The 16,255-nt window shown below is 34.9% G+C and carries 18 protein-coding genes; 9 read left to right on the top strand and 9 right to left on the bottom strand.

What is annotated here, in order from left to right:
- The first annotated feature begins 267 nt into the window (after window positions 1–267).
- The 3 genes from GH741_RS02505 to GH741_RS02495 all read left to right on the top strand — a co-directional run bounded on the left by GH741_RS02505 (window position 268) and on the right by GH741_RS02495 (window position 3,853).
- A complete protein-coding gene (locus GH741_RS02505; protein ID WP_153735193.1) occupies window positions 268–1,389 on the top strand; it encodes a Fe(3+) ABC transporter substrate-binding protein in 1,122 nt (373 codons plus the stop codon).
- Window positions 1,390–1,490: 101 nt separating this feature from the next.
- The gene (locus GH741_RS02500) at window positions 1,491–3,134 is read left to right on the top strand and encodes an ABC transporter permease (protein WP_170287535.1); all 1,644 of its coding nucleotides are present in this window, start codon (window positions 1,491–1,493) and stop codon (window positions 3,132–3,134) included.
- On the top strand, window positions 3,134–3,853 hold the full coding sequence (locus GH741_RS02495) for an ABC transporter ATP-binding protein (protein WP_153735192.1): 720 nt from the start codon (window positions 3,134–3,136) through the stop codon (window positions 3,851–3,853). The genes GH741_RS02500 and GH741_RS02495 overlap by 1 nt, the downstream gene beginning before the upstream one ends.
- Before the next feature lie 299 nt (window positions 3,854–4,152).
- On the opposite strand, the gene GH741_RS02490 is transcribed toward GH741_RS02495, so the two are convergent.
- The 3 genes from GH741_RS02490 to GH741_RS02480 all read right to left on the bottom strand — a co-directional run bounded on the left by GH741_RS02490 (window position 4,153) and on the right by GH741_RS02480 (window position 5,811).
- A complete protein-coding gene (locus GH741_RS02490; protein ID WP_153735191.1) occupies window positions 4,153–4,896 on the bottom strand; it encodes a YqjF family protein in 744 nt (247 codons plus the stop codon).
- 468 nt (window positions 4,897–5,364) lie between these two features.
- Window positions 5,365–5,496 carry a YuzL family protein gene (locus GH741_RS02485; RefSeq protein WP_338079207.1) on the bottom strand — a complete coding sequence of 44 codons (132 nt, stop codon included), beginning with the start codon at window positions 5,494–5,496 and terminating at the stop codon, window positions 5,365–5,367.
- A gap of 93 nt (window positions 5,497–5,589) precedes the next feature.
- Window positions 5,590–5,811, bottom strand: a complete 222-nt coding sequence (locus GH741_RS02480; RefSeq protein WP_153735190.1) for a hypothetical protein — start codon at window positions 5,809–5,811, stop codon at window positions 5,590–5,592.
- Window positions 5,812–6,089: 278 nt separating this feature from the next.
- Here GH741_RS02480 and GH741_RS21535 point away from each other — a divergent pair, with 278 nt between their 5' ends.
- Together GH741_RS21535 and GH741_RS02475 are read left to right on the top strand one after the other, a co-directional pair.
- Entirely contained in the window at window positions 6,090–6,236 is a 147-nt protein-coding gene (locus GH741_RS21535; protein WP_170287534.1) for a hypothetical protein, read from the top strand.
- A 502-nt stretch (window positions 6,237–6,738) separates the two neighbouring features.
- Complete coding sequence (locus GH741_RS02475; RefSeq protein WP_153735189.1) at window positions 6,739–7,317, top strand: CBO0543 family protein; 579 nt, start codon at window positions 6,739–6,741, stop codon at window positions 7,315–7,317.
- Window positions 7,318–7,457: 140 nt separating this feature from the next.
- Here the strand turns inward: GH741_RS02475 and GH741_RS02470 are convergent, their stop codons facing one another.
- On the bottom strand, window positions 7,458–7,919 hold the full coding sequence (locus tag GH741_RS02470; protein ID WP_153735188.1) for a hypothetical protein: 462 nt from the start codon (window positions 7,917–7,919) through the stop codon (window positions 7,458–7,460).
- A 394-nt stretch (window positions 7,920–8,313) separates the two neighbouring features.
- Between GH741_RS02470 and GH741_RS02465 the strand changes: the two genes are divergently transcribed.
- The gene (locus GH741_RS02465; RefSeq protein ID WP_153735187.1) at window positions 8,314–9,129 is read left to right on the top strand and encodes a YitT family protein; all 816 of its coding nucleotides are present in this window, start codon (window positions 8,314–8,316) and stop codon (window positions 9,127–9,129) included.
- Window positions 9,130–9,352: 223 nt separating this feature from the next.
- Here the strand turns inward: GH741_RS02465 and sda are convergent, their stop codons facing one another.
- A complete protein-coding gene (sda, locus tag GH741_RS02460; RefSeq protein WP_153735186.1) occupies window positions 9,353–9,493 on the bottom strand; it encodes a sporulation histidine kinase inhibitor Sda in 141 nt (46 codons plus the stop codon).
- A gap of 593 nt (window positions 9,494–10,086) precedes the next feature.
- On the opposite strand from sda, the gene GH741_RS21740 reads away from it, so the two are divergent.
- The 3 genes from GH741_RS21740 to GH741_RS02445 all read left to right on the top strand — a co-directional run bounded on the left by GH741_RS21740 (window position 10,087) and on the right by GH741_RS02445 (window position 11,081).
- Complete coding sequence (locus GH741_RS21740) at window positions 10,087–10,554, top strand: MerR family transcriptional regulator (protein WP_205677304.1); 468 nt, start codon at window positions 10,087–10,089, stop codon at window positions 10,552–10,554.
- 29 nt (window positions 10,555–10,583) lie between these two features.
- A complete protein-coding gene (locus tag GH741_RS02450) occupies window positions 10,584–10,721 on the top strand; it encodes a hypothetical protein (protein ID WP_153735185.1) in 138 nt (45 codons plus the stop codon).
- A 159-nt stretch (window positions 10,722–10,880) separates the two neighbouring features.
- Window positions 10,881–11,081, top strand: a complete 201-nt coding sequence (locus GH741_RS02445) for a helix-turn-helix domain-containing protein (protein ID WP_153735184.1) — start codon at window positions 10,881–10,883, stop codon at window positions 11,079–11,081.
- Between the two features lie 790 nt (window positions 11,082–11,871).
- Here GH741_RS02445 and GH741_RS02440 read toward each other — a convergent pair.
- The 4 genes from GH741_RS02440 to GH741_RS02425 are packed head-to-tail and all read right to left on the bottom strand — an operon-like array spanning window position 11,872 to window position 16,112.
- Complete coding sequence (locus GH741_RS02440; RefSeq protein ID WP_153735183.1) at window positions 11,872–12,156, bottom strand: PTS sugar transporter subunit IIB; 285 nt, start codon at window positions 12,154–12,156, stop codon at window positions 11,872–11,874.
- A gap of 23 nt (window positions 12,157–12,179) precedes the next feature.
- Window positions 12,180–13,535, bottom strand: a complete 1,356-nt coding sequence (locus GH741_RS02435; RefSeq protein ID WP_153735182.1) for a PTS galactitol transporter subunit IIC — start codon at window positions 13,533–13,535, stop codon at window positions 12,180–12,182.
- Window positions 13,536–13,581: 46 nt separating this feature from the next.
- Window positions 13,582–14,037: a PTS sugar transporter subunit IIA gene (locus tag GH741_RS02430; protein WP_153735181.1), complete on the bottom strand. Its 456-nt coding sequence runs from the start codon at window positions 14,035–14,037 to the stop codon at window positions 13,582–13,584.
- Window positions 14,037–16,112, bottom strand: coding sequence for a BglG family transcription antiterminator (locus GH741_RS02425; protein ID WP_153735180.1), 2,076 nt, complete (start codon window positions 16,110–16,112; stop codon window positions 14,037–14,039). The genes GH741_RS02430 and GH741_RS02425 overlap by 1 nt, the downstream gene beginning before the upstream one ends.
- Between the last annotated feature and the right edge of the window lie 143 nt (window positions 16,113–16,255).

Raw genomic sequence — 16,255 nt, 5'->3', positions numbered from 1 at the left:
AGGCCCGATTCAATGGAGCATATAAAAGCAGCGGATCACTACGAAAATATTAAACTTTTGTGCTAAGTGTTGTACAAAAGAGAGAGAATTGATAGAAGAGGTTCACCTATTCCCTCTTTCAACTTCTATATTTATATAAAGATACAGGCACCACGTGATTTATCCCAAATACTAATATCGAAAAAGTTATTGACATTGATAATCATTATCATTTATAATTCTAATTGAAAGTGATTATCAATAAAAACGCATACATAGGAGGACAAAATGAACAAAAATTTTTTTGGTATGGTTATTGTTTTAGTAATATCGTTATTTGCATTGGTTGGATGTAATACATCATCCGAAGATGCAGCTGCTGAGGAGCCTGAGGCAACATCTTCGGAAGAAACATCTTCTTCCAATGAGAATGAAACAGAAGCTGAAGAGGAAAAAAGTGGAGTTGTCAATTTATATACAAGTAGACACTATGATACAGATACAGCACTTTATGAGCAATTTACCGAACAAACTGGTATTGAAGTAAATGTTGTACAAGGTGATGGCGATGAATTAATGGAGCGCCTTGATCTTGAGGCTGAAGCAACAGAAGCTGATTTGTTTATCACTGCTGATGCTGGTAACCTAGCTCGTTTAAAAGAAAAAGGTTTAACACAAGCAGTTGAAAGCGAAACAATTTTAAATAATATTCCAGAAAAATTACGTGATGTTGATAACGAGTGGTTTGGTGTAACGAAAAGAGGCCGTGTCATTGTGTATTCACTAGACCGCGTTGACCCTAGTGAACTATCAACTTATGAAGCTCTAACAGAGCCGCAGTGGAAAGATAGGGTGTTAATTCGCTCATCAGAAAATATTTATAACCAATCGTTACTTGGTTCATTAATTGAGTTGAACGGCGAGGAAGCAGCTAAGGAATGGGCACAAGGCATTGTGAACAACATGGCTAGAGACCCACAAGGTGGCGATACTGACCAGATTAAAGCTGTTGTAGCTGGTGAAGGTGATGTTGCAATTGCAAATACTTATTACGTTGGTAGACTTGCAAACTCTGAAGATCCAGAAGATGTAAAAATCGCTGAGCAGGTTGGTGTATTCTTCCCTAATCAAGAAACGACTGGTACTCACGTAAACATCAGTGGAGTTGCTGTAACAAAACATGCTAAGAACGTAGACAATGCTGTAGCATTTATTGAATTCTTATCCAGTGTTGAAGCGCAGGAAGCTTTTGCAGAAGGAAACAACGAATATCCTGTTAATCCAGAAGCGAAGGCATCTGAGCTATTAAATTCATGGGGAGAGTTCAAAGAACAAGACATTGATTTGACAATCCTTGGAACAAATAACACTAGAGCAATTCAAATTTTCAATGAGGTTGGTTGGAAATAAAATGATATACATTGCCGTACCACTTACCAGTGGTACGGTTACATTAGTTTTTGGGCATAAATCATTCACTACAATATTAGACTAGGTTAAGGTGTTGGACAATGAGACTCATACAGCAAGTAAAACAACAAATAAATATTTGGGCTATCCTAAGCAGTATGTTTATTTTGGTTATTTTGCTACCAGCAATGCTTGTTGGTAAACATTTTTTTGCCAAACCAAACGAGAATTGGTTACATATAAAAGAATATTTGCTGCTAGATATTCTATCCAACACGTTAGTATTAATGGCTATGACAGGTATCTTAACGACGGCGATCGGCGTTAGTCTAGCCTGGCTGATCACGGTTTATCAATTCCCCCTTCGAAATTTCTTTAAATGGGCGTTGATTTTACCATTAGCAATTCCACCATTTATTGGCGCTTACACCTACCATGGCATACTAAACTATACCGGTGTTATTCAATCAACCCTTCGCAACCAATTTGATGTACAAGTAGAACAAAAATACTTTGACATTATGAATATTGGAGGCGCAATTTTCATCTTTACCATATTCCTCTATCCATATATGTATGTGATCACAAAGAGCTTTTTAGAAAATCAATCTTCATCTATTATTGAGAATGCCCGTATTCTGGGTGGGAACTCAATCGAGATATTTTTTCGAATTATTCTTCCGATTTCACGGGCAGCCATTATCGGTGGAGTCAGTATTATCGCTTTGGAAGTAATTAATGACTATGGCGTGGTAAAATACTTTGGGATTCAGACTTTTATCACAGCAATTTTCCAAACGTGGGCTGGTATGAGTGATTTGGACTCAGCGTTTAAACTAGCAGGAACTTTAATGGTAGTTGTAATTTTGCTATTACTATTTGAAAAATTCGCTAGAGGGAGAAAACGTTATAGCTATTCCACTTCAAAAATCAGACCAATTATTCCTAAAAAACTAACAAAATCAAAAGCAATGCTAGCATCCGGATATTGCGCAGTAATCTTCTGCCTTGCTTTTTTAATTCCGTTTGCACAATTATTTCTATGGATGGTCATGACCTATGATAAAATCGTAACAGTTGAGTTTTTCGGACTTATAAAAAATTCTTTTTTTGTGGCGGCTATTTCAGCAGTTATTATCGTCATCGTTGGCGTGATTATCGCGAACTACACAAGAATTTATCAAGGTATTTACGCGAAAGTGATTTCAAAAGTAACTGTAATCGGTTACTCGATACCAGGAGCAGTAATTGCTATTTCAGTTCTTTCCATTTTTGTTGCGCTTGATAACTATTTGTTATCAGTTTTTAATTACTTTCAAATGGATCCTCTAATTATTTTCCGAACGAGTATTATCATGCTAATCACAGCATATGTCATTCGCTTTTTAACAGTTGGTTATAACAGTATTGAATCTGGGTTCGAAAAAATTGGTAATTCTTTTACCGAAGCATCTAAGACGCTTGGTGTTTCTACTATAGGTACGTTTTTTAAAGTCGACGTTCCAATGGTAAAGGGAGCAATATTTGGAGGATTCATCCTTGTTTTTATTGATATTTTAAAAGAATTGCCATTAACGATGCTATTGCAGCCTTTTAATTTTTTCACTTTAGCAACGAGGGCCTTCCGCTATGCAAACGACGAGATGGTTAGCGAAGCTGCATCGGCATCTTTAATCATAATATTTATTAGCGGTATTTGTATTTATTTCTTTCATAAAATTTCTGAAAAAGGAAGTGAGAAGTAATGTTTGTAATGATTGAGAACTTGAAGTACCAGTACAATAAGTCAACGAAAGCCATCATTCAGAACTTCTCTTTAAAGATCAAAAAGGGAGAGATTATTTCTATTCTTGGGGAGAGTGGTAGTGGTAAAAGTACGATTTTACGCTTACTTGCCGGACTAGAAACGCCTAATTCTGGCTCCATTTCCATTAATGATAACGTAATTGTTAATCACCATCACTTCTTACCTCCTGAAAAAAGAGAAGTTGGTATCGTTTTTCAAGATTATGCTCTTTTCCCTCATATGACAGTGGAAAGAAATATTAAATACGGCCTAAGAAAAATGTCACGAATTCAGAAACAACAACGATTAGACGAAATGCTCCAATTAGTCAGGTTAGAAGATTACAAAAATCGCTATCCCTATGAGTTAAGCGGTGGGCAACAGCAGCGTGTAGCTTTAGCTAGAGCCTTAGCACCGGCACCTTCGTTGTTATTATTTGATGAGCCATTTAGTAATCTGGACGCTCATTTGCAAATAAAGATTCGGAACGAACTAAGGGAGATACTAAAACATACAAATACTACTTCCATCTTCGTAACCCATGATCAAACGGATGCCGTCGCCCTGGCTGACCGAATTATTTTACTAGAAAATGGGTCGATTGGCAACGAATTAAAACCCTCCGAGTTAGCAAGCACAAACTATATGCTACAGTACCGTACTGGGTTGAGGATTTGAATTCAGGGACGGTTCTTTTGCTTCTTTTTCCCGTGAATAATTTAAATACCAAAAGTGTCAGCCACTAAAATGGACATCATGACCATATCTAATGCCTGACACTTTAAATATACTTGATAAGGAAACATACGGATAGTACCCTGTTTGCTGCTTTCCATCTCACTTTATATTTGATACTAACTACTAATGTTAATGCAGTTGATACTTACCTAACAGTTACTATTGGCTATAACAAATAAAACATGCTCCACTTTTTTACTTTCCAATAACGTTTTATTTCAATAAAGTAATATAAAAGATTATCTAATACGATCAAGCTTCCACACAAAAGCGCGATTCGATGGTGCATATAAAAGCAACGGATCACTATCGAAATAAGTCTCTGATAGAAAAGGAGCTATCTTATTAATTTTAATTTCTGCTTCTGCTTGTTGTAGATCCCACGCAACATGATGAATGTCTCCTCGATAAACATGCTTACCTTTCGTTGTCCATAAACAATACCGGGCAGTTAACCAATCTTCTATGCTACCTTTTCTAGCAGTAAAGACCGGGGACGTTGGGCGATAAGCAACATGGAAGCTGGCATCTGGATAACCTCGATGTGTGCGTTCACTTTTAAAATCAATTCTTCCATTTACAGCTGTCATTTTCATGTCTGCATTAACGTATGGTAAGGAGAATAACGCTCGTGCACCTGCTACCGCTAGCTTATGATTTGCATCTAATGTAAAAAAATAAACACCTGGTTTTCCGTTATATTTCACATATGTCCGCACATTTAATTCAAGAAAGGACTTAGCATAAGGAACCTGTGGAAACCCGTGCATCCTAATTTTATTCATCGCAAATGGAACAAGGCCAATCCAAGCAGTTCCATCAAATGAGTCTAGCTCAAGCGAAGGTGGTATATGCTTTTTAAGTTCTTCAACGGGAATAGGCCAATGCATAAATAGCAATTGATCCCACACTTGTGTCATAAGCCATGGACTCTTTGGAAGCGGAAAAGGACGATGGTCAACCTCCTTCAGTTCTTGATACATTTTACTCATCCCCCTTATGAATTGTTTTTACATTCAGGCTTCGGAACGAACATAAAAAAATAGAACAGTGGAACATTATAATGAAAGATTTCGTACTCATTTCAGAAAAAACATTCTTGTTTTTATTAAACAAACCCAACTCATCAAGCCCCTTCACGCAATCGGACCAGGCAATTAGATAAAAAAGTGTCTGAACCAAGGGTCTGATTTTATTATTATAAATAACGGTACAAATAGCAAAAGTAAATAACCAAAAAGTCTATTCAAGGGGACGGTTCTTCCGATTCTTTATCTAATCAAAAATCTATTAAGCACAAAAAATAAACCTTCAATTTGAAGACCTTCGCTTAAATACTAAAAGTGTCAGGAACTAAAATGGACATCTTTCTGTCCATAGGTACCTGACACTTTAATATATTACTTTGATTACATATTGAAAGGAAACACAAGAACCGTCCCTATGATTATTTAAGTACGCTTTTGTTTCTTTCTGGAAGAGTCAGCTTTTACCCTCCCAGTTTCTCTTGATGTTGTTCCTTGACCTTTAGTTTCTGATGAACCCAAACCACTTTCTGTCGGATTAGCTTTTCTTTTTGACACTCTAATCACCTCCGATTATAGTGTTCCTTAAAATTAATTGGTTATGATATTTATTGTTAACCCTTATCCATAGGCAAGATCTGATGGGTTTTATTAAGAATAGGTCTCGAGTTCATTCATGAGCTGCTGGTACTTGTTTGGATCTTCAAACCGATTAGCGTGCCAGTTGTTCTTAATCCATTCTTTTAGTTGGACAGGATCGTTAAAAAATTCTCCCGTTGTGTCCGCATTTCGGAGCATATACCTACCGTTATCCTCGTCAATAATTACCTCGCATGCAAACGCACCATCTTTTGCTTTTATCTCAAACTCCATGGCTGAAACTCCTCTCGTTTTTTGCTTAGTTTGCTTCAACTACAAAGAAAATATAGGGACGGTTCTTTTGCTTCTTTGATTAAAAATACCCAAAATCTTAGATACTAAATGATCATCTGACATTTCTAATATCTGATACGAATGATGAAATGCACACAAACCGTCCCATAATCAATAGGAATGGATACCATTTCCTGAATTATGTACTGTTTAAATGAATAAAATTCATATTACAAAATAAGAATGGGAAGACTTATACAAAAGGAGGTTATTAATAAATGAAAAAATTCTATTTAGTATTTTTCTTAACCTTTTCAGTTTTCTCTTTAGCAGGTTGTGATGAAGAAGCACCTGAGGAAGGGGAAGAAATTGAAGAAATTGAAGAAGAAGATGAAATTGGCGACGGAGAAATTGATGATGAATAACGGTTAATTGCTTTATATCCTAAGAGTATTTTGGGTATTATTAGCTATCTTGTAGGAAGCACCTCTTCTGTATGGTAATGTGATTTTCGACAAATCTATTTCATCAAACAGTGGGGTGCTTGTTATATGTCAATATTCTTATCAATTACCTAAATTACTACAGGCTTTCATTGATCAATGTTTATTTAATGTTTTCTATTCTTTTAAAAAGGATTAAGTGGGTGAAGCAATAGGGACGGTTCTTTCGCCACTTTCCCCTACGAATTATATTTAAATTCCAAAGTGTCGGGCATTATAATATTCTAAAAAGCAAAAGGTATCCACCTAAACTTTCGGATACCTCTTAAAGCTGTTTTCTTTTTTAGTTTGAACTTTCTTCACAAACACATCCGTTTGTGAGCATTTTTCTATTGAATTGAGTAAGCACTCGTTTAAGAATACTTAAGCACTTAAAAGCCCATTATAACTTATATAGGATTATTTTTTGAGGAGATTTGACATAATGTCTTTGGTGAAAACCTTAAATTTATTTTCGATAAGTCCTAATTGGGATGAAATAATCAGACAACGCAGACAAATTAGAGATATGCTGATGGACCATTGGCTAAGTAATACTTTATTTTCTTTTAATTGGTGGTTCCTTTTAACCATTACAATTATCTTTTTTGTCATATGGGTCATCGTTGTCGATAAGAAAAGAATTATTGAAATCGCTTCGTTTGGTCTTATAATAGGAACTACAACTTTTATTTTGGATATAATCGGTATTACATTAGTTTTATGGTCTTATCCAGACACAATAATACCAGTGATACCTCCAATAATTGAAATTCATCATGTGCATCTACCAATTATTTATATGATAATTTATCAATTCTTTACTACTTGGAAATCATATTTAACAGTTATGACAATCGCATCGTTTATTTTTTCTTTTGTTTTTGAACCTTTGACGGAGTGGTTAGGTATTTATGAAATCTATAACTGGAAACACATCTATTCTTTCCCTATTTACATTTTTATTGGTTGGATTTTTAGGTGGACAATAATTAAGGTCAAACAAATCGAAAACAGAAAATAAAGCACTCCCTTTAATTGGGGAGTACTTATTTGCTTCTATACATTCATTCTCGAAGGCACCTAAGTAAAGTTTTTATTATGTAGTATATGTCTCCTACGTACTATCTAGCCCGCTTGCTCCAAGACCCAAAGAAGACAAGTCTACCCCCACATCTCTTTCTCTGTCCGTCTTCTTTTTTCTTCATACAAGACTTCGCGGCGCTTTTTCAATTCTTTCTCATCTACCTCAAAATTCCTTATCTCTTTTTGCAATTGTTCAAAATCGATTAGATAGTTGTAGATTTCAGCAGAAAATACACCATCCTGACCTTCTAATGCATAAAAATCAATAAACTCCCCTAACAAGTCATCAATCTGTTCGAGTAGACTTTCTTTCTTCGGTGCACCATACAACCAATACATATAGAGATCGTCTACGTAGTTGTTCATCCACTGAATGTACTCGTACCGAATAGCTTCGTAGTCATTAATATAAGGATGATCAATGTCATCTGGAGAATCCTCGAATTCCTCATAGCAATCGTCTGAACAAAAAAGAATCCCTTCATTATTAACTCGTCTCCTGATTCGTGGTTTCTTCCTACAAACTTTGCATCTTTTCATATAACCCCTCCTCACTCGGCACTATACATACGCCTTTTACATTTTGCTACGAGAAGTAGGCCAAGTACTCTAATCAGCCCAAATCACACTTTTCACTTTAAGTTTATAACACTAAACTTTCTTGGTTGACTGCTTCTAACGGGATTCCATTTAAATGAAGTTATTTACTTCGAAAATCCTTGTTGATAATTGCTTTCCAGAGTTCTTTGTAATATTTAGAATTAGGTCCCAGCTATAGAGTCATGTTTCGATTGTGCAAGAAACATTATACGATTCACATAACTTTACAAAAAAGGAAAACTGCTTTTCTGGCTATACACTATTGACTTCCGACATAATGACCAATTAGAATTCAGGTTAGCATTTTGAATAACTAAAATTGGAGTGAAATGTAATGAAACGTTTAAATAGATTATTAATACTCTTTGTTTGCTCGATAATTTTAGGTATTTCGTTTAACCTGTTCCTACTGCCTCATGAGGTTTTATCTGGTGGGGTAACCGGTCTAGCTATGTTATTTGGATTACTCACTCCTATAAATTCTGGTATTTGGCTAGTGATTCTTAATGCCCCAATTTTTATTGTCGGGTGGATGAAGCTAGGAAAGGAATTTATTTTGAATAGCATATTTTCAGTATTCATAACTTCCATAACAATGCAATATGTCCCTGTCTCTCAAATAACGGAGGATGCCTTGTTATCATCTGTATTTGGAGGAGTCATTGCAGGTGTAGCAGTCGGTCTTATTATCAGGTTTTATGGATCAACTGGCGGAGCTGATATTATTGGACTTCTGCTAACATTGAAACGTGATATTCCGCTCGGAGGATTAATTTTTGCTTTGAATAGTATTGTCGTCTTTATCTCTGGTTTTGTATTTTCATGGGAATTAGCTATGTACACAATGGCCTCCATTTATATATTCGGAATAGTTATTGACCGTATCCATACCCGTCATATTAAGCTTAGCTTAATGGTTGTAACCGACCGTGGAGAAGAATTGAAAAATGAGCTGATTAAAAATTTAATACGTGGAATCACCGTAATGGACGGTCAAGGTGGATATTCTAATACAGAACGCAAAGTGCTCTACACAGTTATTTCGCGCTATGAGCTGACATTAGTTAAATCGCTTATTACTAAGGTTGATCCCAAAGCATTTGCAAGTATCAATGAAACTGTAGAAATAATAGGTAATTTCAGAAGATAATATCAGGGGACGGTTCTTTCGCCTCTTTTTCCAATAAAAAAATATTTGGCACAAAATCTAACCTAATTAGGTAATTTAAGAAGCAGTCCCAAACTAACAAAGATTACTCTTCTCTATACTCGAACAAAAAAAGTGTCAGGTACTAAAATGGACATCTATCCATATTGTGCCTGACACTTTATATAATTACGCATAGTTAAACACACGAACCGCCCCATGATTATTAATCAGCATTGATATCAATTAAATTTAATTTTCGGTGCTCTATTTCATCTGCAATAATAGAGATAAATTCTGGGTCTAAACTCAATTCTTTTGCTTTTATATATGCTTCAATTAGGGTTTGGTCAGCCAAGTCCTTCATTATTCATAGCACGTCCTTTCTATCTTAACAACTCGTTTTTTATATGTAGTCAATTATTTAACCCTTTGCTAACACGGGAGGCGTACTCTCTAGATTGACTTTCATTTTTTAAAAAAATTTAAATTGATAAACTAGTTAATCTATCTACGAAATAAATAGTTTCATAGTTTCAGTATCTTCATTCACATCTAAAAAGAACATACGCTCCCAATCATATAATGAGGTAAAGAAATAATCAAGCTTCAAGCCTTAGCTTGTCCACCTCTTTTGGGAGCCAGAGTTCAGCTGGAAAAACTGACTTTTACAAAAGGCACCACATCCACTCTAAATAGTTAGATTTTTATGGGCTGAACTTTTTTTACGAGTGTATAAATGAGGGTAAAGGAGACAATAATTAGTAAAACCCCCGTGGCATCCTTTTCAATTCATACCTAAAGTATTTTGTGAATTATTTAAAAATTAAATGCATATTGAAATGCGATGGCGCACATAGTAAAATAAAATATTAGGATAGTAATTACGGAGCAACAATGAATGTTTTGCCTTTGAGAAAGCGTTCATCTTTAAAACAATATACGAGGGGTGGGGCTATGATGAACAGAAATCAGGAAAAAACACAAAAGATTTTCAACAGCCGCGAATCTGCGGCTTTATTAAATATTAAAGAGTCAACTTTACGAAAATATGTTTTATTGCTTGAGGATGCTGGTTATAAGTTTCATAAAAATGAGTTAGGACACCGGGGGTATTATGAAAACGACATAGTTTCTCTAAAAAAGTTATTAGAAATCAAGGAATTTCCCGAAATGACACTTAAACGATCAGCCTCCGCGGTAATGTCTTGGGTCCAAGGTGATGATTTGTCAGAAGCTGAAATATATGATAATATATTTTCGTACACTCGTCATAACGCTAGTTATAACGAACTACACAAGGAAATACAGGATTTTAAAAAAAGACATGAGGCTTACAACCATACACTAATGGAGCGTATGGAAAAACAAGAGAAAGTTCTGAATGAGATTCACGAAAAGATTGGAAAACTAATAAAGGAACAATGATTTTCCTAATCTGAATGGGGGTATCTAGTTTGACCTTGCGAGAGATGACTTACTTCAAACGATTGAACGATGAATTTGAAAGGAAGCTTAATCGTTCACTGACCATGAGGGAGAAGGAGTTTCTTAGATGGCTTGCAAAGAAGCGCTATTCAGAAACGTCATTATAGGAATACCAAACAAAATAAGCGACAATAAAAGCTTTTTTTGATCAAACTGCCATTTTTTTTTTATTATCCACTCATTATGATATACCTTCAAGTATTGGTAAATAAAACTACTGAAAAAACAATAGAATTCCATTTAAAAAGGAAAGGAAATGGTTAGAGATGGGACCATTACAAGATATTATGGGTGTCGAAGAAGCTTCAGTGTTATGGGATTTATCACCTGGCTATATCAAAAACCTTTGTGCCAACGATCTTGTTGAATGTAAAAAGATTGGAGGAACTTGGGTGCTAGACAAAAATCAATCAAGCCCCAAAAAGGTTAAATCTTCCACTTTACTCAATGATGGACTAAATGATTGACAAATAATCATCGAATTTAAAACGGCTTTCAGGCATGGCGCTTGTTCCTGCTTTGAAAAACCAGACTACCATAATGGTAGTCTTAGTTTATTCTTGTAGACTCTTTGTAAGGAACCACCAGATATCCCAGTCTCTTAACTACCAACAAGTAAGGAGAATTGCTACTGGCTAGCTAGAAATTACTCTCTCCCTCAATTATTCGTTTGGTTCAACCACTACCCCATATAAACAACTCTACTAGTTGACCTCAATACTTTTTCCTTTTCCAACACCTTCCCTGTCTCAACCTGTACCACGTTGAATTATTGCGGACAAAGTCTGAAAAATGCTTGCCTTAAAATTTAGTGTTAATTAAGGTTTGATATATCTGATACCCTTTAGCAAACCTTCATGATTAATGCAAAATCTAAGTGCTTTCGACTCGATAATGTATCTAGCGTTTTTTCCCTTTGATTTATATGAAAGCCACTTGCATATTAACAATCAACAACATAAAGAGCAACGGCAATTGTTCCGGCTTCATGGGTTATCTTCGTCCTGTATGTTTAAGTTCCCTTAGTGCAACACGCCCCTTAAACAGCCTCCACCTTACGATATTAAAGCGGATACCGACTGATATTGAACATCATAATTTAATCAGTGATACATTTTACTAACCCATGTAAATCGATTTTCCATTCAGGTTGGAAATAAAACTAATCCCAAAATGTATCTTTTTCAAGATTTAGGATTAAGAGTGAAACTTATAAAAAAAAGGCTTATGCCAAATATCGACATAGCCTTATCAAAATTAATTTTTAATTTTGCTCTTAATCTTTTCGTACATCTCATCGATACCCATTCCAGTTAATAAAGGTAACCCATCAATTACGTGTTCTTTAACATGGTCTGGAACAATGGTAGTAGAAACTACTATATCATAATCTTGAATTCTATTAATTTCATCAGCTACTTTTGATTGATAAAGAGTTACCTTATCTTTTAAACCCTCTTTTTCTAACCATTCTTTTACTCTCCCTGTAACAACCGTAGAAGTTGCCACTCCAGTTCCACACATGATCAATAGTTTCTTCATGTTGCTCACCCCTATAAATTAAATTAAATTGCCTTTTGTTTGTCAGACTCTTCAACTACTTTTTTGACTTTAATTTTATTTATATAAATCATTAATCCTAGTACGACAACTCCAATAAACGCAATACTATACCAGCTGAAAATCTTAGGCAACCATACAAATATGAATGTTGTCCAAACAGCACCATCTACTAATGCAGAAATACTAGCATTATTGCCTATATCAAAGTTTGCAGACGCAGCCGTACTGGTTAATAACGGGGAAACCCATGTTGCAATATATAAACCAACACCAATGTACAAGGAACCACCAATAATTGTACGAATAATATTACCCCGAAAAACAGGTACCATCAAGGCTATTATAAACGGAATAGTCGCTAAGTCAGCAAAAGGTAGTACTTTATTTCCAGGAAGAAAAACTGCCAAGAATAATGTTATTGGTATAAGTAATAAAGATGCTGATAATACAGCAGGGTGCCCTATCGCTATTGCACTATCCATACCAATATATAAATCTCTTCCTGGAAAACGTTTCTTAACAAAGTTACCTGCGGCTTCAGAAATAGGTGAAAGCCCTTCCATTAACAAGGATACCATACGAGGAAGAAGTAACAAAACTGCGCCTGTTTGAACTGCTAAGTTTAATACTCCTTTAATATCGTAACCAGCTAAAATACCAATTATTAAACCAATAATAACACCCATAACAGTTGAATCACCTAATATACCTAAACGTTTTTGGATTGTATCGGGATTCGCCTCTAATTTGTTAAACCCTGGAATACGATCAAACAACCAGTTTAATGGTTTAGCTACTATATACGATGGTGCTGATGTACCATGGGGAAACGTAATATTCTTAAACCCATAGAATTTTTCAATATCTTTTTGAATTAAATCAGCAAGCAAGAATAATAGCATTAAGTGGACCACAATTGTCGCAATACCGATTGCAAAGTTACCAGTTAGGGCATACACTAATGCACCAGTGAATGCAGCGTGCCAATAGTTCCAAATGTCTACATTAAGGGTACGCATGAGACCAAATGCAAGCAATACTACGTTTAAACCAATACCAATTGGTATTGCTAAACTTCCTAAAGCCGTACCATAGGAAATTGCGGCTGCAGCCGGCCATCCTACGTCAATGATACTAAGTTCCACACCAAAATTTTCTACCATTGCTTGAGCGGCTGGTCCTAAACTATTTCCTAATAATCCAATAACTAAATTGATTCCAATAAATCCAATACCAACCGTTAAACCAGCACGAAAAGCCTTCCCTACTTTTGTACCTAATACCAAGGCAAAAACGAAAATAATGATCGGTAACATAACACTTGCACCTAAGTCAACAAACCACTGTAATACACTCATTGCGAATCCTCCTCTTAGTTTTTTTATATGGGTAAAACATAACCACCTACATTGAATCCAACGAAACTAATAATTGATAGAATTCCTCAGAACTTTCTACATTGGCAATCCTTGTTACAGCATCACTATCTTGAAAAATCCCAGTCAATTTTTGTAGAACTTCAAGTTGCTCAAGAGGATCTTTTAAAGCTAACATGAAGATTATTTTCACATCGACTTCCTCTTCCAGGTTGCTCATCGATAAAAATTTAACTGGATCTTTTAATGTAGCAATTGCAATCTTTGGCTTAATGACTTTATCTGAATCCGTATGAGGAATGGCTAATCCATATGGACTTGTTGGTAATCCAGTAGGGTAAACCTTTTCTCTTTCCATCACACTTCGAACAAAATCCGCAGTCACATAACCTTCCTCGAATAATCGGTTACCAAGTACACTTAAAGCTCTATCTCTGGTTTCAGCTACAAGATTAATTAAAATTAATTCATCATCTATAATCATTAAGAGCCCTCCTTCTTTATATCCTGATTGACTAATTGTAAGTCTTCAAGGGTCTCCACGATGGATCTGTTACTATTTGCATCCAAAATTTTCTGTAACAGTAAATCATTTTCGGCCAACTTACTAAGCTGATAGATTGCTTTTACATGTTGTGTAGCATCTGTAGGTGCAATAACAACAATAAAGTTGATGTTTAACTCTTTCGAAAATAACACACCATTCTTTATAATTAGCAAACTCATACTAAGTCTGTTCACACCATTTTCTGGACTCGCATGCGGTATAGCCATTAATTTCCCTAAAAACATATATGGGTTATTAAAATCATGGGAATTAATCATTGTATCTACATATTCTTTTGTAATTGATTGGTTATCTAATAATGGTTTTGCTGCGAAACGTATTCCAGTTTTCCAATCCGGTACAGCATCAATCATTTGAATCGAATCTACATTTATTAGTTGATATAAATCTGGATTTTCATCCTTTGGTTCTTCTTCAAAAGGTTCGCTTTTTATTGGATTGAAAAATTCTTGTATACCTAATATTAAATTTTCACTTGAATGAATATCAGCAGATTTTCCAATAATGCTTATCAATTGTTCTATGTCGAGTGTTTCACTATTAAATCCATATAACCACTTCATTACTCTTTGCCTTAATTGGATTTTATCTTTTTCAGTTAGAAATCCATTAACAATAAAGAGATTGACACTAGATTTTATTGGTTCTGGAGAAAAAACTACTTCTACATCATCTGGTTTCTTCTCGTTGAATTCTCTTACAGACATAGTTTCATAGAAGTAAAATTCCGGAAATAATTTGGTCAATGAGTCTCTTAATAATTTTGATAGGGTAACACCGTTTCGACAAATAATAACAGCTTTTTTTCTTTCAATAAGAACTTGTTTTGTCTCAATTAAGTGTCCACCAATAAATAAAGTCATGTATAACCTTTCATTTGTTGGGATTTTACTATTTATATACGTTTCAAGTGGCTTTAAAGACATTCCAACGATGTGTTCAAGCTCCATATATGCTTTATCTAAACGAACTGCTGTTTCATGAAAAGTAGTCAGATTATATTTAATTCGATAATAAGCAGGCTTTAAATGCAACATCAACTTTTTCATTAAATAATCTTTATTTCTCAATTCTATAAATGCATTTTTTTCAAATAAATTAAGTGTTTCTAACAAAGCACCTTTTAAACCATATTCAGATAGTACTTCACCGGAGAATATATTTGTAGATAAAAGTTGTAACGTAATATATAATCTTTCAACCTCAGGCAAGCTCGTTTCGTTCTTTATAAGATGTTCGGTCGCTTCATATTCTCTTGTATCCGACAGTTCTTTGTATTGAATCTGAAAATCAAAAGTGATAATGTTTCCTCGCTTTACTCGTTCTAAGATAATTCCAATACAATATGGTAGCAGTTGCATTTTTTCATCAGTAAATTTGATTCCTAGGAACTCCTCGATTTTTTCCAACTGCAAAAAAATAAAATCGAGTTCTTGTTCATCTAGAGTGGCAAAATCTTGAATCAAAGCAAGTCCACCATACCTAACACTTAACTCATGAAGAATGTAATACAAAAGGTTTCTTTGACTCCACTCTTCACCAACCAATCGATATCCTTCAGCCCGTGAATAGTTTATTTCTAAATGAAACCCCTTCACCTGTTGTTGCGCTTGTTTCATGTCACTTAATATTGTTACATTGCTAACCTTAAGAGCTTGTGTAAAATGGATTAAGGACAAATCACTTTGAGCTAAAAGTATAAAGAGAATTAACAAAACCCTTTCTTCTTCTGATGGTATGTAATTTTCTGCAACCCGCAGTTCGTCATTAGCATGTAATTCAGCTAACGCTGGGTGAATAATAAATTTCCCGTTTTTCAGCCTCTTTATCAAAGGATAATTGTTATCCTCTAGCCAATTATTTATTTTTTCTACACTATATTTAATTTGCCTTCTAGTAAGTCCAGTTTTACTCTCAATCTCTTTACTAGACATATTTGGATGACTGATCAGGTCTTCCAAAATACTCTTACTTCTCTTATCAAGATACATTCGGAGCTCCTCCTTACTTTTTCATTTTACCACTGTCGCACCAATTATGTATCCGCTTTCAATTAAGAATTTTATACTCAAAATTGTCTTACTTTTAAATCATATTTAAACAATACTTAAACCAAAAATATACTTCTCTTCAT

The sequence above is a fragment of the Aquibacillus halophilus genome (assembly GCF_009649745.1).
Lineage (GTDB): Bacteria > Bacillota > Bacilli > Bacillales > Amphibacillaceae > Aquibacillus > Aquibacillus halophilus.
This window is presented reverse-complemented; position numbering and strand designations above follow the sequence as displayed.